The 20,558-nt window shown below is 67.6% G+C and carries 15 protein-coding genes; 9 read left to right on the forward strand and 6 right to left on the reverse strand.

Translation table 11 applies throughout. From position 1 onward, the window contains the following. Positions 1 to 24: 24 nt before the first annotated feature. The 4 genes from QX204_RS32695 to QX204_RS32710 all read right to left on the reverse strand — a co-directional run bounded on the left by QX204_RS32695 (position 25) and on the right by QX204_RS32710 (position 3,585). Positions 25 to 336 carry a PE family protein gene (locus QX204_RS32695; protein ID WP_301904304.1) on the reverse strand — a complete coding sequence of 104 codons (312 nt, stop codon included), beginning with the start codon at positions 334 to 336 and terminating at the stop codon, positions 25 to 27. A 109-nt stretch (positions 337 to 445) separates the two neighbouring features. Next, positions 446 to 784, reverse strand: a complete 339-nt coding sequence (locus QX204_RS32700) for a metallopeptidase family protein (RefSeq protein WP_131816868.1) — start codon at positions 782 to 784, stop codon at positions 446 to 448. 14 nt (positions 785 to 798) lie between these two features. After that, the gene (locus QX204_RS32705) at positions 799 to 1,866 is read right to left on the reverse strand and encodes a septum formation family protein (RefSeq protein WP_301904305.1); all 1,068 of its coding nucleotides are present in this window, start codon (positions 1,864 to 1,866) and stop codon (positions 799 to 801) included. 36 nt (positions 1,867 to 1,902) lie between these two features. Beyond that, positions 1,903 to 3,585 carry an aldehyde dehydrogenase family protein gene (locus QX204_RS32710; RefSeq protein ID WP_301904306.1) on the reverse strand — a complete coding sequence of 561 codons (1,683 nt, stop codon included), beginning with the start codon at positions 3,583 to 3,585 and terminating at the stop codon, positions 1,903 to 1,905. 55 nt (positions 3,586 to 3,640) lie between these two features. On the opposite strand from QX204_RS32710, the gene serS reads away from it, so the two are divergent. From serS to QX204_RS32755, 9 genes are all read left to right on the forward strand, one after another. Next, positions 3,641 to 4,897: a serine--tRNA ligase gene (gene serS / locus QX204_RS32715; RefSeq protein WP_301904308.1), complete on the forward strand. Its 1,257-nt coding sequence runs from the start codon at positions 3,641 to 3,643 to the stop codon at positions 4,895 to 4,897. Between the two features lie 76 nt (positions 4,898 to 4,973). After that, positions 4,974 to 6,809, forward strand: a complete 1,836-nt coding sequence (locus QX204_RS32720; protein WP_301904309.1) for a putative bifunctional diguanylate cyclase/phosphodiesterase — start codon at positions 4,974 to 4,976, stop codon at positions 6,807 to 6,809. Positions 6,810 to 6,897: 88 nt separating this feature from the next. Beyond that, positions 6,898 to 8,271 carry an MFS transporter gene (locus QX204_RS32725; protein WP_367620147.1) on the forward strand — a complete coding sequence of 458 codons (1,374 nt, stop codon included), beginning with the start codon at positions 6,898 to 6,900 and terminating at the stop codon, positions 8,269 to 8,271. A 35-nt stretch (positions 8,272 to 8,306) separates the two neighbouring features. Further along, a complete protein-coding gene (locus tag QX204_RS32730; protein WP_301904312.1) occupies positions 8,307 to 9,287 on the forward strand; it encodes a DMT family transporter in 981 nt (326 codons plus the stop codon). Between the two features lie 94 nt (positions 9,288 to 9,381). Continuing rightward, entirely contained in the window at positions 9,382 to 11,277 is a 1,896-nt protein-coding gene (locus QX204_RS32735; RefSeq protein ID WP_301904313.1) for a serine/threonine-protein kinase, read from the forward strand. Positions 11,278 to 11,357: 80 nt separating this feature from the next. After that, positions 11,358 to 12,524 (forward strand): DUF7373 family lipoprotein, encoded by a 1,167-nt coding sequence (locus tag QX204_RS32740; RefSeq protein ID WP_301904314.1) that lies wholly within the window; start codon positions 11,358 to 11,360, stop codon positions 12,522 to 12,524. A gap of 17 nt (positions 12,525 to 12,541) precedes the next feature. Then, complete coding sequence (locus QX204_RS32745; RefSeq protein WP_301904315.1) at positions 12,542 to 14,404, forward strand: serine/threonine-protein kinase; 1,863 nt, start codon at positions 12,542 to 12,544, stop codon at positions 14,402 to 14,404. Next, positions 14,401 to 16,317, forward strand: coding sequence for a protein kinase domain-containing protein (locus QX204_RS32750; protein ID WP_301904316.1), 1,917 nt, complete (start codon positions 14,401 to 14,403; stop codon positions 16,315 to 16,317). Before QX204_RS32745 ends, QX204_RS32750 begins: the two co-directional genes overlap by 4 nt. 57 nt (positions 16,318 to 16,374) lie before the next feature. Beyond that, positions 16,375 to 17,424: a Gfo/Idh/MocA family protein gene (locus QX204_RS32755; RefSeq protein ID WP_301904317.1), complete on the forward strand. Its 1,050-nt coding sequence runs from the start codon at positions 16,375 to 16,377 to the stop codon at positions 17,422 to 17,424. Between the two features lie 73 nt (positions 17,425 to 17,497). Here QX204_RS32755 and QX204_RS32760 read toward each other — a convergent pair whose 3' ends face one another. After that, positions 17,498 to 18,874, reverse strand: coding sequence for an FAD-binding oxidoreductase (locus QX204_RS32760; RefSeq protein WP_301904319.1), 1,377 nt, complete (start codon positions 18,872 to 18,874; stop codon positions 17,498 to 17,500). Positions 18,875 to 18,969: 95 nt separating this feature from the next. After that, on the reverse strand, positions 18,970 to 20,505 hold the full coding sequence (locus tag QX204_RS32765; RefSeq protein WP_301904320.1) for a Rieske 2Fe-2S domain-containing protein: 1,536 nt from the start codon (positions 20,503 to 20,505) through the stop codon (positions 18,970 to 18,972). Between the last annotated feature and the right edge of the window lie 53 nt (positions 20,506 to 20,558).

Here is a 20,558-nt window from a genome sequence, read left to right on the forward strand (position 1 = left end):
TGATCGTCGACAGGATCGGTGCGACTACACCTGGACGGCGTTGATCGTCGCCGCGCGGACCACGTCTTCCCCGATATGAGTGCTCAGCTGCGAGCGCAAGGTCGCGGCCGCGTGATGCAGCTCGAGGATCGCCTGGGCGACCGAGCCGTCGTGCTTGCCCGCCGCGGTGTTGAAGTGGCTCGCCGCGAGCAGCGACACCTCTTCGGCGCCGGAGGGCAGCACATGCGTGGTCGGGCCGGCGAGCCCGGCCGCGACGGCGAGGCGCTCGGCGAGCAGATCCAACTCCGCGGACGCGGCGAGGACGATTTCAGGTGCAACGAGAACGTGTCCAACCATGACCCGACTCCTTCTGGTGGCGGCTATCGGGAACCACGAGAATTCCCCCTACGAGTACTAGGACGCGAGAGCGGGTCATTCGGTTCCATCGATTCCCCACCCAGTTTCGCTAACCCCATCCCAGCTCATGCAACCGGTCGTCGTCAATCCCGAAATGGTGTGCTATTTCATGGATCACGGTGATCGTGACTTCTTCGACCACCTCGTCGTCGGTGTTGCAGATGTCGAGAATAGCTTCTCGATAGATCGTGATGGTATCCGGCAACGATCCGGCGTAATAGCTGTCGCGCTCGGTGAGGGCGACCCCGTGGTACAGCCCCAGCAGCGACGGTTCCTCGTCGTTTCGGGGCTCCACCAGCACCACAACATTATCTATGGCACTGGACAGTTCGGCCGGGATCTGGTCGAGGGCGTCGCTCACCAACTCCTCGAAACGCCACTCCGGCATCCGCTCGGACAACGTCACCTCGGCTGGGGCTGCGGTGGCAGTGGCGCGGCGCCCGGCAGCGGGGCCGGAGTGGAGCGTCCGGTGTTCGGCGGGGGCACCGGGGCCTGCCCGTCGATCAGGATCTCGCCGCGAGCCGAGCCGACGATGGGCGCGAAACCCTCACGGTCGGCGCCTTTTCCGAGCCAGCAGTCCAGTTTGTGGCTGCCCGCGAGCCAACTGGCGGGCTCCAGATAGTCGAAGAACAGGGTCAGCGTCTTGTTGCGGATGGCGTCGGGGCTGCCGAGGTAGTCGCCGGAGAGCCGATTGCATTCGGCCTCCACGAACTTGTCCTGATCGGCTTCCGACGGCGGCCCGCCGGTGAAGGCGGTGGACAGGTCGACGGTGCCGACGATCTCCACCGAGTGCGGCTGGGCGCAATCGACCGGGTCGGTCGGCAGGTTCTGATTGATGCCGAGGCAGGTACCGGTGGCATGGATCTTGGACTGATCGCTGTCGGCCAGGCTGCCGGTGGTAGCCGGGCTCGTGGCGGTGGCGGCGACCTGGACGCCGCAGCGCAGCGTCCGGTCGCCGTGCTGCCAACCGGCCGGGCTCGGCGACATCACATTCACCATGAACTTGCCGCGCGGATCGAATCGCCCGCCCAGATACTTCTGGACAGCGGTCACACAGTGTTCGTCCCGCAATTCGGTCATGCGCAGCGAATCGGGGTGCCGGGTGCCCTCGGCGAACTCACGCCCGGGATAGGCGCTGAGGTCGATGACGCCCGCCACTTCGAACAGGTGCTTGTCGCCGCAGCCCACCTTCACCAGATCGCTCCGGTCGGGTCTCGACCAGGTCAGACAGTCGCCCTGCGTCGCGCTGCTGAACTCCTTGTCGCGCACCACCGGTTCGGCGCCCGGCTGGTGCGCTTCCACCTTGTCGGTCTCGAAGCCTGTCACGGTCATGGTGACCATCGCCGCGATCACCGCGCCGAGGGCGCCTATCAGCAGCCCCCAACGCAGTTTCGTCGCGGACAGGTGCAGGGCGCCGCCGCGACTGGGCGCGGCGGGTCCCTCGGCTGGGTTGCTCTGCTTCTTCGACATCGTCGACGAGTGTATTTGTCGTGGCGGGCCGCCGGGTCAGCCCCGCAGAGCTGACACGAAGATGCCCGGGATTCGGCGCAGTTTGCCGTCGCCGTAGAAATCGGTCAGTTTGCGTCCGGTGGCGGTGCCGGTCTTGTTGGAGACGAACCACGGCGGCTTCGGGGTGAGGGCGAATTCGCCGCGCAGAATCGAGCGCGGAGCGGGGCGGAAGGGGCCGCGGACCACGGTGCGCTCGACGTCGTCGAGGAGGAAGGCGTTGTGTACGACGCCGATGCCGCTCTGGATGTCGTCGAGGGTGTGGCCGGGGTAGGCGCCCCAGCTGGCGCGCGGGGTCAGGAACGCGAGACCGGTCCAGGCGTTGAGGGCGACGGTGCCGTACCGCAGGCTCTCGATCGCGGTGTCGAGTTCCGCGCCGAGCGCGGCGATGGTCGCGGGGTCGGCGATGATGTTGGCGCCCAGGGTGCCCATCAGCTCGTCATTGGCGAAATCGACCGCGTTGCCGAGGAATTCGGCTCCGGCGCCGGGCAGTTCGACCACGCCGAGAACGGGGGAGAAGTACTCGGTGCGCAGCAGGGGAGTGTCGCCGGCGGGCAGGTTCTCGACCAGCAGGCGGCCGTTGGCTCGGGCGGCGTCGGGGTAGGACTCGAGTGCGCCCGCCACGCGGTTGTCGCTGCCCGGGTAGTAGGCGGTGCGCGCCGGAGCGTTGTCGATCGCGGCGCGCAGTTCGGTGAGGAACTGCTCCTTGAGCGGCCAGTCCGCGGCGAGCACCACGGTCTGCGCGGCGACGCAGTTGTAGCCGCCGTTGTGCAGGCGCTGGGTGGCCACGTGCTCGGCCTGGAACTTCAGATCGGCGGCGGCCCAGTCGCCGGGCACCACGATGCACGGCGCGACGCCGCCGAGTTCGCTGGTGATCGGCTTGTCCAGGATGGGCGCGCCGGTCTTGTCGGCGCCCGGCCCCCACACGATCGCGTCGTGGGTCGGCGCGCCGCCGGTCATGTGCACGTGCGCGACCAGCGGATGGTTCACCAGGTAGCCGCCCTCGGGGGCTCCGCCGGTGAGGATGCGCACCACGCCGAGCTCGATGAACGGCGCGAAGATCGCCTGGAACACCGGCAGCAGCGGATCGGTGATCGGGTTGAGCTTGAGCGCGACGACGCGATTGTTGGCGTAGAGCTCGTAGAGGGTGTCCAGCGGCGCGATCGACATGATGTTGCCCGCGCCGAGCACCGCGCCGACACCGTTGGTCTTCGCGGGATCACGCTGGGCGAGGCCCGCCTTGCGACGCGCGGTCGCGGCGTCGACACCGGGCTTCAGCCACACATCGGCGCTGAATCCGCTCAGCAGCAGCTTGTCGTAGAAGCCGTGGGGCAGCGCGGGCACCGCCACCCGGCCGCCGGGGGCGTTGACCAGTTCGACACCGTCGAGTGGGCTCGAGCCCTTTTCGAGCGCGGCCATCGACTCGCTCAGCGCCTGCGCACCGGCGAGCATCGTCATCGGGCCCGACATCCACTCCTCGCCGAGCAGCGGGCTGTCGGCGTCGAGTTTCTTGACGGTGCGGGCGGCGGCGACCCAGGCCTCGGCATCGCGGGCGGTGAGCGCGTGCAGCTCGTCGAGCAATTCGCGGCGGCGACGCAGGTCCGTCGCGGCCCAGGTCTTTTCCCCTTGGGTGAGATCGGCGAGCGCGGTATCGATGACGGCGGTGTCGAAAGAGGTACTCACACCGCAACTATGCCCCTGTGCTGCCCCATTGGCACTTCAACTAGGCTGTTTGCTCATGATCGACCTCCGATTCCTGCGCGAGAACCCGGAAGCCGTCCGTGCCTCGCAGCGGACCCGCGGCGAGGACCCCGCGCTCGTCGACGCCCTGCTCGAAGCCGACGCCGCGCGTCGGGCCGCCGTGGCCACCGCCGACAATCTGCGCGCCGAGCACAAGGCCATGGGCAAGGTGATCGGCAAGGCGAGCAAAGAGGAGCGCCCCGCGCTGCTGGCCGCCGCCACCGACATGTCCGCCAAGGTGAAAGAGGCCGAACTCGCCGAGGGCGCCGCCGACGTCGAACTCGACGCCGCGCAGCGCGCCATCTCCAATATCGTCCAGGACGGTGCGCCCGCAGGCGGCGAGGACGACTATGTCGTGCTCGAAACCGTCGGCACCCCACCGGTTTTCGACTTCGAGCCCAAGGATCACCTCGAGCTCGGCGAGTCGCTGCACATCATCGACATGGAGCGCGGCGCGAAGGTGTCGGGCTCGCGGTTCTACTTCCTCACCGGCTACGGCGCCTTGCTGCAGATGGGCCTGTTGCAATTGGCCGCGCAGAAGGCCGTCGCCAACGGCTTCACCATGATGATCCCGCCGGTGCTCGTGCGCCCGGAGATCATGGCCGGTACCGGATTCCTCGGCCAGCATTCGGCCGAGGTCTATCACCTCGAAGAAGACGACCTCTACCTCGTCGGTACCTCGGAGGTGCCGCTGGCCGGCTACCACTCGGGGGAGATCCTCGACCTCAGCGCTGGTCCGAAGCGGTACGCGGGCTGGTCGTCGTGCTTCCGCCGCGAGGCTGGTAGCTACGGCAAGGACACCCGGGGCATCATCCGCGTGCACCAGTTCGACAAGGTCGAGATGTTCGTCTACACCACCCCTGAGCAGGCCGATGCCGAGCATCAGCGGCTGCTGGCCTGGGAGCGCGAGATGCTGGCCGCCATCGAGGTGCCCTACCGGGTGATCGACGTGGCCGGTGGCGATCTGGGTAGCTCGGCGGCGCGCAAGTTCGACTGCGAGGCCTGGGTGCCCACTCAGCAGACCTACCGCGAACTCACCTCCACCTCGAACTGCACCACCTTCCAGGCGCGCAGGCTCTCGGTGCGTTACCGCGACGAGAACGGGAAGGCACAGGTGGCGGCCACGTTGAACGGCACGCTGGCCACCACACGCTGGATCGTGGCGATCCTGGAGAACCACCAGCAGGCCGACGGTTCGGTGCGCGTGCCTGCGGCGCTGGTCCCGTTCGTAGGCACCGAGGTGCTGAAGCCGTAAGATGCTCATTGTTTGCTGACGTTCATTTGGCGGATGTGGCAAACACCCTGACCCATCAACATCTAGGCTGGTGCTCGTGCGAGGAATCGGGGCGCGCGGCGATACCCGAACCCGGGTGCGGGCGGCATCGGCGTTGGCGACGGCAAAGGTCATGGCCAGGACAACGGGGGCGTTCTACGTTCTCGGTGGTGTCCTCGGCCTGATGATCACTGCCGTCGCACCGGGCGACGACGGTAATCGCGCGGTTGTCGGTACCGCGGCGGCCATCTCGGTCCTGCTCGGCCTCACGATGCTCGCCTGGGGCCCTCGGATGCCGCACGGCCTGCATCACGTCTACCTCGCCACCGCGACGGTGCTCGTCGCGATCGCGGTCTACGACTTCCCCAACTTGGTCGGCGCCATCACCCTGGCCTCGTTCTTCGTGTTCGTGGCCTGCGACGCCGCGCTGTTCTTCGCCTGGACCCAGGCCGCCGCGCACATCGGCTTCGCGATGGTGCTGTGCCTGCTGGTGTTGCCCGCGCGCGGGTTGCCGTGGTGGTCCGGGCTGATCCCCGCCGGTGTCACCTTCGGCGCGGGCGTGGTGGTCGGCATCCTCACCAGGATGGCGTCGGAAGCCGATATCGACGTGCTCACCGGTCTGCTCAACCGACGTGGCTTCGAGAAACAGCTGAACCCGGCGATCGATGCGGCGAGTCGCGGCGGTCAGGGCATGGCCCTGGTGCTGGTCGACCTCGACCGATTCCAGAAGATCAACGACCATCTCGGTCACCGCGCGGGCGACGCCGTCCTGCAGCGGGTCGCCGATACCTGGCTCGACCTGCTCGCGCCCGGCCAGGTGCTGGCCCGTTTCGGCGGCGACGTGTTCGCGCTGCTGTTGCCGGGGACCACCGAGCAGGCCGCGATCCTGCTCACCGAACAATTGCGGGCCGCGGTCACCATGGGCTGTTCGGCCGGTGTCACCTCCTGGCAGCCGGGCGAGTCCGGTTCGCTGCTGGTCAGCCGCGCCGATGTCGGCCTGTATCGGGCCAAGCAGGCGGGCCGCAACCGCACGGTGCTCGAATCGTCGCGTCAGCTTCCGCTGGCGGTGGAGCTGCGCGAGGCCATCGATCGCGGTGCGCTCGACGTGCACTATCAGCCGATCGTCAGCCTGACCGAGGACGGCGGCCAAGCGGTCGGCGTCGAGGCGCTGCTGCGCTGGTCGTCGAGCGCGCAACCCGAGGTGACCACCGAGGGCCTGATCCGCGTCGCCGAGGAATACGACCTCATCTCCGATCTCGACGAGCTGGTCCTTCGCCGCGCCTGCGCCGACGCCGCCCGCCTCCAGGAGAGTTTCGCCTCGCTGGACCTCACCCTCAACGTGAATGTCTCCGGCCTCGAACTGGCCGAGACCGAGTACGCCGAGCGGGTCGCGACCATCCTGTCCGATACCGGCTGGCCCGCCGACCAACTCGTCCTCGAGGTCACCGAGAGCGAACTGGCCGCCGAATCCCAGACCGCGATCACCAACCTGCACACCCTGCGCGACCGTGGCGTGCGCATCGCCATCGACGATTTCGGCACCGGGTACTCCTCGCTGAGCCGCCTTGCCACCATCCCCAGCGACATCCTCAAGGTCGACCAGTCCTTCGTCGCCGCCATCCGCTCCGATTCCCCCGCCCCGCCGCTGCTGAGCGTGATCGCCGCCCTGAGTAAATCCCTCGACCTGCAGGTCATCGCCGAGGGCGTGGAAACCGAGTACCAGGCCGCCGTTCTCACCGAACTCGGCTTCGCCCTCGCCCAGGGCTACCACTACAGCGACTCCCATCCGGTCTCCGAACTCATCAACGACCTCAACGACCGCCGCCCCTTGGCGAGCACCACCGACGACGACGATGATTCCCTCGCCGCCAACGGCTGGATACCGCTCGGATAATCGCTTGACCCGGCCGGTCGCGACGCGAACGATAGAGCCCATGCGGATGCTCTTCTACGGCTGTTGACCTTCCCCGCTCCGGCACGCGGTGGCCTGGTTGAGGCGTGACCCGACCGGTGTCCGCGACCTCACGGTGCGCGCGGTCCTGTTCAAGGGCACGCGTGACCTGCTGCCGATCTATGCCCTCTACGGCGTGCTCTTCGCCGATCACGGACTGAGTACCGCGCAGATCTCGCTATTGCTGGCGATCTGGTCGGTGACCGCGTTCCTGCTCGAGGTGCCTTCGGGTGCGTGGGCCGACACGGTGTCGCGCCGCGGCCTGCTCGTCCTGAGCTGTGTGCTGCAGGCCGCGTGTTTCGCCCTCTGGATGCTGGCACCGTCGTTCGTCGGCTTCGCGCTCGGCTTCCTCGTCTGGGGTGTCGCGGGCGCACTGGAATCGGGGACCTTCGAGGCGTTGATCTACGACGATCTGGTCGCGCGTGGCGAACCGTCCGCCTACGCGCGCATCATGGGCTGGGCGCGCGGCGCGCAGGAGAGCACCGTGCTCGTGGCGATCCTGGCCGCCGCACCGCTGTTCGCGCTCGGCGGTTACGAACTGGTCGGCTGGGTCAGCGTCGCCGTCGGTCTGCTGCACACGCTGACCGCGCTGGCGCTGCCCAGCGCGCCCGTCGCCATCTCCGCCACCGCCGTCGACGATCTCGACGATGACGACCCAGCACCAGGACCGGTCGGCCCGCACGTCAAACCCGGAGCGGCATCGGCGAGCGCACCACCGTCGAATTCCCACGGCTCCACCTCGTCGCGCTATCTCGCCATGCTCAGAACCGGCCTCTCCGAAGCACTTCACGTGCGCAGGGTCCGTCGAGGTGTGCTGCTCGGCGCACTCCTGTACGGCGTCACCGCCTTCGACGAATACTTCGGCCTACTCGCGGTCTCCGGCGGCGCTTCGACCAGCACCTCGGCATTGCTGGTCGGCGTGACCGTCGCGGGTTCGCTGATAGGTTCTTTGTCGGCTGGTCGCACCGAGGTCGTGTCGAACCGAACGTTGGCCATCGCGCTGTTCGTCGCCGGAATCCTGTTCGTCGCGGGCGCATTGGCGGTCGGAGCGGCGCAGGGCCCCGCGCTGGTCTGGGTGGGCTTCGTCGGTATCGGCATCGCCTACGGCATCGACTTCAATGCCGAGGTCATCGCGGGTGCTCGGCTCCAGGATGCGATCGAAGGCCCGGCCAGGGCTACCGTCACCTCGGTCTCCGGGCTGCTCTCCGAGATCGTCGCGCTCGGTGTATTCGCGTTCGTCGCGGTCGCGACCCAGTGGCTCGCGATGTCGACGACTATCGCGCTGCTCGGGTTGGTCATCGTGGTCGCCGCCGCGTTGACGCCTACCTGGCTGCCGCCGCGTCCCACCGCCGCGCGTGATAGGACTGAGAACGCAACCCCGGATCAAGAGGGAGAACATGGGTAACTCCCCAACCACCTCCCACCGACGAGGCGGACAGCGTGCGGCCGACCGCTAGCCGTCACGGCCCCGGACGACCCGCGGGAGTCGCGGGCAGGCGGATGAGCCTCGGGCTGATATTCGGGTTCGGTATCGGGGCGGGTGTCGCGGTGCAGGGGCGGATCAACGGGGCGCTGGGCGCGCGGCTGGCCGATGGGATCGCGGCGGCCACCATCAGCTTCGGCACCGGCCTCGTCGCTCTGCTGATCGCTTTCGCGTTCAGCCCGGCGTTGCGGGCGGGTGTCACCAAGGTGCGTACCGCGGTGTCGGAGGGCGGATTGCCGCTGTGGCAGTTGCTCGGCGGATTGTGTGGCGCGTTCTTCGTGGCCGCGCAAGGCCTCACCATCGCCGCGATCGGCGTCACCGCGTTCACCGTCGCGGTGGTCGCGGGTCAACTCCTGAGCAGCCTCGTCGTCGACCGACTCGGGCTCGCCCCGAACGGTCGAACCCCGATCACTCCATGGCGGGTATTCGCGGCCGCCCTCGGCATCACCGGGGTCGTGCTCTCGGCAGGCGGCGGTTCCGCCCCGACCACCGTCGTCACCGGTGTCCCCGACCTCCCTGTCCTGCTCATCGTCCTACCCGCCCTCGCGGGTGTCGGCCTGGCCTGGCAACAAGCGGTCAACGGCCGAGTGGGTGCCACCGGCGGCCCCTTCACCGCCACCCTGATCAACTTCGCGGTCGGCCTGACCGCCCTGCTCCTGCTCGACCTCTACATCCTGTCCACCACCGGCCTGCCCACCGAATTCCCCACCGACCTCTGGCTCTACACCGGCGGCCTGATCGGCGTCGCGTTCATCGCCTTGGCCGCCGTGACGGTAGGCATGATCGGTGTCCTCCTGCTGGGTCTCACCTCGGTGGCGGGCCAGCTTGTCGCCGCGATGGTTCTCGACGCGGCCGACGGACGACTGTCGCCGACCACCGTCGTGAGCTGTGTGATCGTGCTGGGTGCGGTGGTAGTGGCGAGCCGCGCCAGTCGCTGACCCAGACGCCGAAATGCTAGGTTTCAGGCGAAATGCGGCCGGATGATTCGGCCGGTCCGCCGGTGCGGCGGACAGGGAGTGGGGGAGTACCGAATTGATCGATCCGCTGTCGACGAGTGAATCGCCGATGATCGGGCGCTACCGGGTGCACGGCGTGCTCGGCGCCGGTGGGATGGGTCGGGTAGTACTGGCGACGGGGCCCGACGGCCGATTCGTCGCCATCAAACAGATTCATTCGCATCTGCTCGACGATCGTGAGTTCCGGGCCAGGTTCGAGCGCGAGGTCGCCATCTCCGCCCGCGTGTCGGGAGCGTTCACCGCCGCGGTGGTCGACTTCGATACGGCCAGCGAAACACCCTGGCTCGCTTCGGTGTTCATCGCGGGTGTGCCGCTGGATAAAGCAGTACGAGAGCTCGGCCCCCTGCCGGTCCCGGCGTTGCGCACGCTGGCCTCCGGAATGGCGTCGGCGCTCCACTCGATCCACAGCACGGGTCTCGTGCATCGAGATCTCAAGCCCGCCAACGTGATTCTGGCCGCTGACGGGCCGCGCGTGATCGACTTCGGCATCGCGCAGGCGGTCGGCACCGGTGCGCAGCTCACCGAAGTGGGTGCCGTGGTCGGCTCGCCCGCGTACATGTCACCGGAACAGGCGAACGGCGAACCGATCACCTCGGCGAGCGACGTCTTCTCGCTCGGCTCGCTGCTGTGCATGGCCGCGACGGGAACGGCGCCGTTCGCGGCGTCCTCCGCTCCCTACACCTTGTTCAACATCGTCCACAGCGAGCCGCGACTCGACCAGGTCCCCGCGCCGCTGCGCGACCTGATCGCGGGTTGTCTGCGCAAGGACCCCAGGGCCAGACCGACACCCGCTCAGATCCTGGACTACCTGGGGGTCCTGCCCGTTCAATCGCAGCCGTGGCCCGCGCCTGTCCACGCCGAAATCACCGCTCAGACGCAGAAACTGGTCGCGCTCACCTCGGATCCCGAAGCGACGCAGATCATTCCGGCGCACACGCCGATTGCACCGCCGCCCGTCGGTGCGCCTACTGAGAAGCGCCGGACCGCACTTCGGCTGGGAATCATCGCGGTCACGGCGGTGGTGATCGCTGGAGCGATCACAGCGGTCGTCCTGCGCGGCGGCGGGTCCGTGACAACGCCTCAGGACACGCCGAAGGCGATACCGACCGCGACTCTTCCCGGCCTGGACCAACTGCGCGGCACCGATGCGTGCACCTGGTTGCCGCAGGCTCTCGGAGAGAGACTGCCCACCGAGGTCGCCGACAAGGCATCGCCGGATGTCTCGGCCTGGCGATGGCAGGCGACGTCGAGTTGGGGATGTGACGGCACCTCGGGCGGCGCGCGCATCGCCGTCGAGATCGGTGCCGGGCTGAACGGATTCGAATCCGGCAATCAGGTGGTCAACGGTTACGCGATTGCCCGCCGCGCCGACGACTGCGCGTTCGCCATCGAGGGCAGTGAGCAAGCCGCGCGCTGGGGAATTATCGTCGACACCTTCTCGCGCGGCGAATGCCGCCTCGCCGGCCATGTCCTCGAGCGGCTCACCGCCTCACTCGGCGAACTGCGTCCCGACGCCGCCGCGCAGAAATCGCTGTCCTCGGTGGATCCCTGTGCTCTGGTGGACAATGCGGCCTTCGCCGCACTCGGCCCCGTCGTCGCGAAATCCGCGCACTCGTGCGAGTGGTCGGGTGACTCCACCGTGCGAATCACGTTGTCGCAGCCACGGCGACGGGCGACCTCCCTGGAGGACAAGGTGATCGATATCGGCGATGGTGTGCTGGTCGAGGATCTCGGTAGCGCGATGCTGGGGACGAACAAGTGCCGCCGGGTGTATCAGTTCCGCAAGGTCGGCGAGACCTTTCGCGAGGATGTCGAACTGTCCGTCAGCAACCCGAACCAGCGCGAAGAGCAACTGTGCGCGACCGCCGATCCGCTCGTGAAGCAGGCGGTCGGCCGGTTGCCCGCGCGGTAGCGGCGCTGAACTCGCAGGTGATAGTTTCACGGCAGAGTCGCGGGAGGGGCCCGGCGTTCGATGCCGCGGTCGGAGGGGAAATGCACGTGCGTAATCGGTTGTGTTGGCTGGCGCCGTTGTTGTCGCTCACCCTGCTCACCGCCGCATGCGGTGAGAACGCCGCACTCGATCACGGTGACTATGCCCTCGAACCGGTGGCGGGCGACTACGACGACGCGCCGAACACGGTGCGCGGAACGCTCGTGGAATCCGTGCGCATCGGCGAGCGGTTACTGCTCGCCAACCGCATCGACCCAGAATTGACCGACGGCGACGGCGGCGGGCTGATCGTCGGCGTACACGGCGTCGACGATCTGCTCTCGGGCGTCCAGCGGACCGCACTCGGGCCGTTCGACGTGCTGGCCGGCTACGGCGCGATCGCGAGCAACGGCCAGTCGGACAACGAATCGAAGCACAAGCTGCTGTCGATCGCGATCATGTCCTTATCCGACGAGGCACAGGCGACGGCGGCCGCACAGGCGATGGCTGCCGCGGATTTCACCGCGAACACCGAGAACGCTCCACTTGCTCTCCCGGAATATCCTGCCGCCCTGTCCCATTGGCGACCCGGTGTGCCCACGGTCGGGAGCTGGCTGGTGTGGAAGAACCTGGTGATCAGGTTGTACGCCAAGATCATCGAGCCGAGCCCCGAACTGCTGACCGATCTGCTCACGCGAACTTATCGCGCACAGCTCGCCGAGCTCGGCACCTTCGTTCCGACGCCCGCCGCCGATGTGCCCAAGTTGAAACTCGACAGCGACAAGTTACTCACCCACGTGGTGAAGACCGGCGACTACTGGCCCGACAAGTGGGATTTCATGGTCTATGGACCTCGCTCCTATGCTCTGTTGCGCGACCAGCCGTCGGTCAACCTGGGTGAGTTCGAACAGAGCTCGATCGACGCGATCGCGGTGTCGTACAACAAGTTCCTCTACCGTGCGCGGGACGGCGAAGGCGCGAAGACCTACGCCGACATCGAGGAGAAGCATGCGCTGGCAGCCGATTACACCCCGATGACAGGTCCGCCGGGACTCGCGGATGTTTCCTGCTACCGGGCCGCGAGGCCGGACAACAGGTCGGTTCCCGCCCGGCGGTTCTCCTGCGTGGTGCGCCACAACCAGTTCGTGGTCCGCCTCTTCAGCAACCAGGAAACCGATATTCGACAGCAGGCGGTCGCGCAGCACGCGCTGCTGAGCGGGTCGTGGTGAACACGGGAGGCGCGGCGATGAAACCGCTGGGTTCACAGGATCCCGAACAGCTGGGCCGCTATCGCCTGCTGGCCGTGATCGGTCGGGGCGGCATGGGCCAGGTGCTGCTAGGCCAGGGGCAGGACGGCCGGTTGGTCGCCGTGAAGCAGATCCACCGCCAGTTCACCGGCAACCCGGAGTTCCGTGCCAGGTTCCGGCGGGAGGTGCTGGCATCACAGCAGGTCACCGGTGCCTACACCGCAGGCGTGGTCGACCACGACGCGGATTCGGAAACACCGTGGCTGGCCTCCGAATACATCGCGGGCCCCGGCTTGCAGGACATGATCGGCGAGTTCGGCCGCCTGAACCTGAACGGGCTGAAGCTCCTCGCGACCGGCTTGGCGATGGCGCTGCTCGAGATCCACCGCACCGGCCTGGTGCACCGCGACCTCAAGCCGAGCAACATCCTGCTCACCAACGACGGTCCACGCGTGATCGACTTCGGCATCGCCAGGGCGCTCGAGGACGACGTCAACCTCACCGCCACCGGCGCGGTGATCGGCTCGCCCGCGTATATGTCGCCCGAGCAAGCCGAATGCCGAACTCTCACACCGGCTTCCGATGTTTTCGCCGTCGGTGCGGTCCTCGCGATGGCGGCCACCGGCGCGAGTCCGTTCGACGCGGCCTCCACCCCGCAGGTCCTCTACAACGTGCTCTACAGTTCCCCGGACACCAGAGGAATTCCAGATCCGATCCGTGCTCTGGTCGATGCCTGCCTCGCCAAGGACCCGTCGGCGCGACCGACCCCCGAGCAGTTGCTCGACGCGGCGAGCCGGATCGACGCCGAACCGGTCTGGCCGGTCCGGATTCGCCGTCGCATCGCCGACTGCCAGGCCGAGGCTGGTCGCTGGGCTGACGGAACCGCCGCTGCCGCAGCGTCGATCGTGCCCGAACCGCCGAAACCGAAGTGGGCGCGACTGGCTCCCGTCGCTGCGGCGGTGTCGGCACTGGTGCTGGCCGCTATCGCGTTCTGGGGCGTCGGCGTCGAGGGCAACGCGGTGGCGATGGACGATCCGCCGCTGGCGCTGACCCACGACGAATCCCGCCGTCTCGACATCTGCGCGTTGCTCGATCCGTCGGTTCTCGGTGAACTGGGCACGGCGACAAGTGAAGAGGTTTCGGACGTCGTCGGCGGCTGCACTGTCGGGTATCGCGATCAGGCCGGCCGCAAGATGTCTTTCACCCTGAGTACCAGCGAGAGTGTCGCCGAAGTGCGTGACGAACAGCCGATGGGTAGCACCATCAATTGGATGCCGGTGCTCGGACGCTACAAGGAGTCCGCCTCCTGCGACCGCATGGTGGTGACGCAGAGCGGTTTGCCGATGGTGCTGAAGATGAGTGCGAGCACCTTTCCGCCAGCGGGCGACCTCTGCCCGGAGTCCGAACGCGCACTCGCGGCGGTGGTCCGGCGACTGTCGGTCAATCCGCCACTGCGGACCTACCCGCAGGGCTCGCTGCTGCCGCTCGACCCGTGCACGCTGATCGACCTCGCGGCCACCCGTTCGTCGCTCGGGGACCTCATACGCTCAGCGACCCCCCACGGTTGCGAGTTGACCGGCGCCAACGGCCTTTTCATAGTCGACGTCGTCGAGACCATCCGGCCGGACAATGTCACGAGCCGAAAGGCCCGGCCGACACGCACGATCGGGGAGCACACGGTCTATCTCGACGGCAGCGGTCCCACATATTGCACTTTCATCTTCATGGTGATGCCGACCAAGGACGATCAAGCCGAGCAACTGCGGGCCTCGTACTACCCGAACAACCCGCAGGCCGACGGTAACTGCGAGACCGTCGCCGATTTGTTCGAACCCGTACTCGAGAAGTTGCCCCCATCATGACGATCCATCCGCCCGGTCCCAGCGATCCACCCACCATCGGCCGCTACCGAGTGCTCGGCACACTCGAGTCCGCGGCCGGATTCCGGTCCGTGCTCGCCACCGGACCCGATGACTCGTTGGTCGTCGTTCGACAGGCGCTACCCGAACTTCTCGACGAGCCGGAGTTCCGGATCAGGATGCGGCACAGTGCGATTGCCGCGATGCGTGTCTCCGGATCCGCCAACACCACAGTGATCGACGTCGACGCCGATGCTGAGAAGCCCTGGTTGGCATCGGCATTCGTGCCAGGTGTGCGCCTGGACACCGCGGTTGCCGAACACGGGCCACTGCCTGTGCCTGCCGTTCGCGCCTTGGCCGCCGCCCTCGCCTCGGCGCTGCGAACCGTGCACGCCGCTGGCCTCGTGCATAGAGGCATCCGGGCCGACACGGTGCTGTTGGCAAGGGACAGTGGTCGTCTCGGTGAAGTCGGTATCTCCCCGGCCGCCGGGGCCGCCACCGCGACGGCTATGGGCACGCCGGACTTCCTGTCGCCGGAGCAGTCGCTCGGTTATGAGCTGACGCCGGCTTCGGACGTGTTCTCCCTCGGTTCCGTTCTCGCGTTCGCCGCCTCCGGTGTCGCGCCGTTCGCCGCACCATCGGTGCCGTACACGCTGTTCAACATCGCCCAGCGCGAACCCGATCTGAGCCGGGTGCCGGAGCCGCTGTTCGAGATGCTGGCCGCGTGCCTGCGCAAGGATCCGGCGGCCCGCCCCACTCCGGGGCAGATCCTGGACTATCTAGGTACCCAGCCGAGCGGCCCGCCGCCGTGGCCCGCCCCCGTACTCGATGACATCGGGCGCCAGCAACACGAGATCTCGGCGCTGCTGGCCGCACTGCCCGCGATCACCGCACCGGAACCCGTACCTGGACGGCCCTTTTCGGTGGTCATGATCGAAACAGGTCGTGCGAGCGTCGAATATGGCAGGCGTGTACTGGAATCCGGGCGTCGTCGTTGGAGTGCGGCGAGTCCGAGGGCCCGGAGCGGCCTGGCAGGTGGCCTGGTCGCACTGCTCGTGGCGCTCGTCGGGATCACCTACTTCGCGACACGCGAAGAAAGTGCGCCGGGGCCGGTCACCGGGCTGACTCTGGCGCAGTTGCGGCAGGTCGATGCCTGCCCCTGGCTGACCTCGGCCCTCGGCGACTCGGTGCCGGTCGCGCCGACACCACTGGCTGCGGATACCTGGGAGCTGAGTCCCTCCCCGAGCTGGGGGTGTACCGCCAGTTCCAACCGCTACGCCTTCTACCTGCATCTGGGGCAGGAGGAGGAATACCTGACGCCCAATAAGACGGTGGTAGAGGGGGTTCCGATCATCGACGGCAGCGCGGCGGGCTGCACGCGGGCCATCGCGAGCCCAGGCGCCGAGCACGAATCCGGCATCGTCATCATGCTCAGCAATCCGTCCGGGGTGAAGGAATGCGCGGGTCTGGACTACATCGCGGCCAACCTCGCCCGTTCACTGACGACCGCGCCGCGCGCCGAGGGCAGGGAGTCCTCGCTGGCCCTGCTGGAACCGTGCGCGCTGCTCGACCGCGACGCCGTCGCCGAGAAGATCGGCGTCCTGCCACCCGAGCCCACGATCGCCGACGCGCACACCTGCCGGTGGGACGCGCGCGTGCGAGTCACCCTGGAGCTTCTCAGCACCAGTACGAGCACTACGGGCAAGGATCTGGAGATCGTCACGGTCGACGGGGTTCAGATCCATCTCGGCAAGGGCGGTTCGAAGGCCATCTGCTCCCGCGCCTACCTGATGCCGGATGCCGGGAAGGAGACCCTCGAGGTCTCGGTGCACGGAACCGAGGAAATCCGCGACGAGATCTGCGCGATCGCCTCGTCCCTCCTGCGACAGGCGGTCGGGAAACTGCCCGAGCGCTGAGTCGGGCAGCGGCTACGGTGAATACTCGATTCCGCGGACCACCACGAAAGGGCAGCCATGGACCAGCTCGGAGTAGCGGTAGTCGGATACGGCCTGGCCGGGTCGGTGTTCCATGCGCCGCTCATCGCCGCCGATCCGCGAATGCGGGTAGCTGCCGTAGTGACCTCATCGCAGGAGCGGGCCGCGCAGGCGCGGACCGAGTATCCCGGGGTGCGGGTGTGGAAGTCGGCGCAGGAGATGTTCGTCGAGGACGAGGATGTCGATCTCGCGGTGATCGCCACGCCGAATCGTTCGCACGCGCCGCTGGCGTTGCAGGCGCTGGCCGCCGGGTTGCCGGTGGTGGTGGACAAGCCGTTCGCGGTGACGGCGGCCGAAGCCGAGGAAGTGGTCGAGGCTGCGGCGCGGGCCGATCTGCCGCTGAGTGTTTTTCAGAATCGGCGCTGGGACAACGACTTTCTGACCGTGCGCGCGCTGATGGATGCCGGTGAACTGGGTGAGGTCCGGCGGTTCGAGTCCAGGTTCGAACGGTGGCGGCCGGTTCCCAAGGGCGGTTGGCGCGAAGTCGGCGATGCCGAGGACGGCGCGGGCATCCTGTTCGATCTGGGCAGTCACCTGGTCGACCAGGCGCTGACGCTGTTCGGCCCGGTCGTCGAGGTCTACGCCGAACTCGACCGCCGCCGCCCTGACGTCAAAGCCGACGACGATGCCTTCATCGCTCTCACCCACGCCAACGGCACCCGGTCGCAGTTGTGGATGAGTGCCGTTGCGCCGCAACTGGGCCCGCGATTGCGCGTGCTCGGATCCGCCAACGGCTACACCGTCTCCGGCCTCGACCCCCAGGAAGACGAACTGCGCGCAGGTCGCCGCCCGGACGACGGAAAGCCCTGGGGCACAGTCGCCCCCGAAAAGTGGGGCACCTTCGGTGCAGGCGAGGAGCTACGCCCGATCCCCACCCTCCCCGGCGACTACCCCGCCTTCTACGCGGGAATGGCCGCCGCCCTGCTCGACGGAGCTCCGGTCCCCGTCGACCCCCGCGATGCCGTGGAAACCCTGCGCATCCTCGAATACGCCCGCCACGTGGCGGAACCCGCCGATCTCACTTCTTGACCGGCACTACGAAAGAGGGCGGCGCGAAGGCGAACAGCGCACCGCCCATTGATGTTTCGCAGACGTCCGGCGACTACTGCGCCGGTGCGATGTTCTGATTCAGGTGGAACAGGTTGCTCGGGTCGTAGGTCTTCTTGACGCCGGCCAGACGGTCGAAGTTGGGGCCGTAGTTGGCGCGGATGCGGCCCTGGTCGTCGGAGGCCATGAAGTTGATGTAGCCGCCGTCGGCGGTGTGGGGCTCGAGCGCGGAGTGGTAGTCGCGCACCCACTTGATGTTGGCTTCGTTGTCGGCCGCATCCGGCCACATGCCCGCGATCACGGGGGCGAAGTTCGCGGTGCGGTACGCGAACGCGGTGTCGTCCACCGCGACATCCTGCACGGCGCCGTCGATCGAGTAGAGGTGCATGGTGGACTGCACCGCGGGCACCCGCGGGCCGAACTCGAGGTGGGCGGCGAGGGCGCCGTCGGTGAGTTCGGGTTGGAACGCCGCTTTCCAGTAGTGCTGCAGTCCTGGGGGCAACAGCCCGTCGAAGGCGCTGTTGAGGGCCGGGTAGGGCATCCGGCCGACGTGCTCGGCCACCGGTGTCGCGACGGCCCGCAAGTCCGCGAGCAGTGCTTCGGCCGCTTCGTCGGTGCCGTTGAAGCAGGACACCAGGAGGACGAACGGCTCGCCGACGCGTTCCTCGGGGATGAACGGCAGCGGCGGTGCGATCTGGAAGCCGGGGAAGGCACCCATCGCGCGGGGCGCTGCGGCGATCCAGTCGCGGTAGGTCCGCAACAGTTCTTCGGCGACCTCGAGCTCGAAGAACATGGGTCCGCCGTAGATCGTGTCCACCGGATGCAGGTCGAACTCCATTTCGGTGACCACACCGAAGTTGCCGCCGCCGCCACGCAGCGCCCAGTACAGATCGGGGTGCTCGGTCGCGTTCGCGGTCACGAAGGATCCGTCGGCCAGCACCACATCGGCGGACCGGAGGTTGTCGATGGACAGACCGTAGGCGCGGGCGAGGTAGCCGATGCCGCCGCCGAGGGTCAGGCCGGTGACGCCGGTGGTCGAGATGATGCCGCCGGTGGTGGCGAGCCCGAAGGAGTGCGCGGCATGGTCGAAGTCGCCCCAGTCGCAGCCGCCCTGTACGCGGGCCGTTCGCTGCTCCGGGTCGATGCGGATGCCCTTCATCGCGCTGAGGTCCAAGACGATGCCGTCATCGACGGTGCCGAACCCCGGCACGCTGTGGGCGCCCGCGCGGATGGCGAGGTCGAGTCCACCCTCGCGGGCGGCATCGACGGTGACCCGCACGTCGGTGACGTCGACCGCGCGGACGATCGCGAGGGGTCGGCGGTCGATCATCGCGTTGTACACCGAGCGAGCCTCGTCGTAGCCAGGCGACTGTGCGGTGATCACCTCGCCGCGGACCGCTTCGAGCAGGGTCAGTACGGGTGCGCCGTTCATTTTCACTCCCTGTACGGGTCGGATCGAGCTACGCCCTTCATCGTGCTCTGTCCCCGAACTCAAGCTACTCCGGTCGACGTCCCCGGTTCAAGGTTCTAGAGCTTGCGCGAGCGCAGTTCGTGGCCCTTGGAGGTCTTGCAGCGCCCCGACTCCAGGTCCCACTGCCAACCGTGCAGGTTGCAGGTGAGGTTGTTGCCTTCCACCACACCGAATTTGGAGAGGTCGGCCTTGAGGTGGGGGCAGCGGCGCTGGACTTCCCAGCCGTCGAGTTCGGTGACGGCGGAGTCGTCGTGCGCCTCGGAGAACCAGCCGTCGGCGTAGGCGATCCGCTCGTCGGTGAGGCACTTGAAGAAGGTGTAGAGGAACTCGTTGTAGCCGCCGATGCGCCACGCCTGGAAGCGGGTGGACAGGAAGATCGTGTTCACCCAGTCGGGCTCGTTGTCGCGCAGCACGGTGCGCACCAGTTCCGGGGCGATCCGGAAGCCGTAGCGGTAGCGGCCCTCGCCTTCCAGCGGCGCGCGCACGGTGCGGTGCGGGAAGTCCAGAACGATGGTCTCCTCGCCGATCACCAGGCCGACGGGGTAGCCGATGCCGTCGCTGATCAGCGCGCTCTGCTTCATGATCGGTTCGAACAGCTCACGCAGCGGCTCGAGCAGCGACCCCTCGCCGGTCTCCCACGTCGCCTTCTCCGCGGCCAGCACCGGCGCGAAACGCTGCGCCATCTCCTCGATGTAGGCAGCCTTGTCGCCGTAGATCTGATCCGGGTCGAACGGGTGCGCGAGGTCGAGTTCCTTGCCGCGCACATCGGCGACCGAACCGGGGATCATCAGGATCCCGCCGGGGTTGCCGTGGATGCTCATCTGCTCGAGGAACACGATCTGATCGGGGAAGATGTTGCCTTCGTCGCCGCGATCGTCGTTCAGGTAGCGCAGCTCGGAGTCGAGGAACACCGGCGGCCCGGCCGACGGCACCACCCAGGTCGCGCCGACCTGCTCGATGTAGGAGCGCGCGCGATCCATCCCGCGCTGACGCTTCTGCTTGCCGAAGTTGGCCTTGGTCCGCGCCGGGATGTCGTACACCGCCGGGTACCAGATCGCGCCCGAGTACTGCAGCAGGTGGATGTCGATCTCACCGAACGCGTCGTGGATGACGTCCATATCCACCGGACGGGCGTCGTTCATGTTGAAACAGGTGGTCTCACCGTCGGAGATGAGAATGCCGGAGTCACCGATCGGGCCGTCGGCGGGCGCGCGCAACGCCACGATCATGATGTCGACGGAGCCTTTCGGCCCGGTGATCGTGTGCTTGACCGAGTCCTCGGTCTCGAAGAATTTGGTGAACCCGAGCGCCTCGAGCTCACGGCGCAGGTCGAGCACCGGGTAGTCGGGCAGCAGGATCGTCGCGTCCTTGTTGACGTACTTCGCCAGGTGCGCGGCGTCGAAGTGGTCGCGGTGCAGGTGCGAGACGTAGAGATAGTCGACATCGCCGAGGGACTCCCAGTCGAGCTGAGAGTTGTCCGGGAACGGGAACCACGACGCGAAGTACGCGGGGTTCACCCAGGGATCGCACAGGATCGTCCCGGCCTCGGTTCGGATATGGAAGCCGGCATGTCCGACGCTGGTGATCTGCACGAGCTGTTTCCTCCTACCAGGATCTGATTCGCCGGATCAATGGCGAGCTACCG

Origin of the sequence: Nocardia sp. PE-7 (assembly GCF_030486425.1) — a bacterium.
GTDB classification, from domain to species: Bacteria; Actinomycetota; Actinomycetes; order Mycobacteriales; family Mycobacteriaceae; genus Nocardia; species Nocardia salmonicida_A.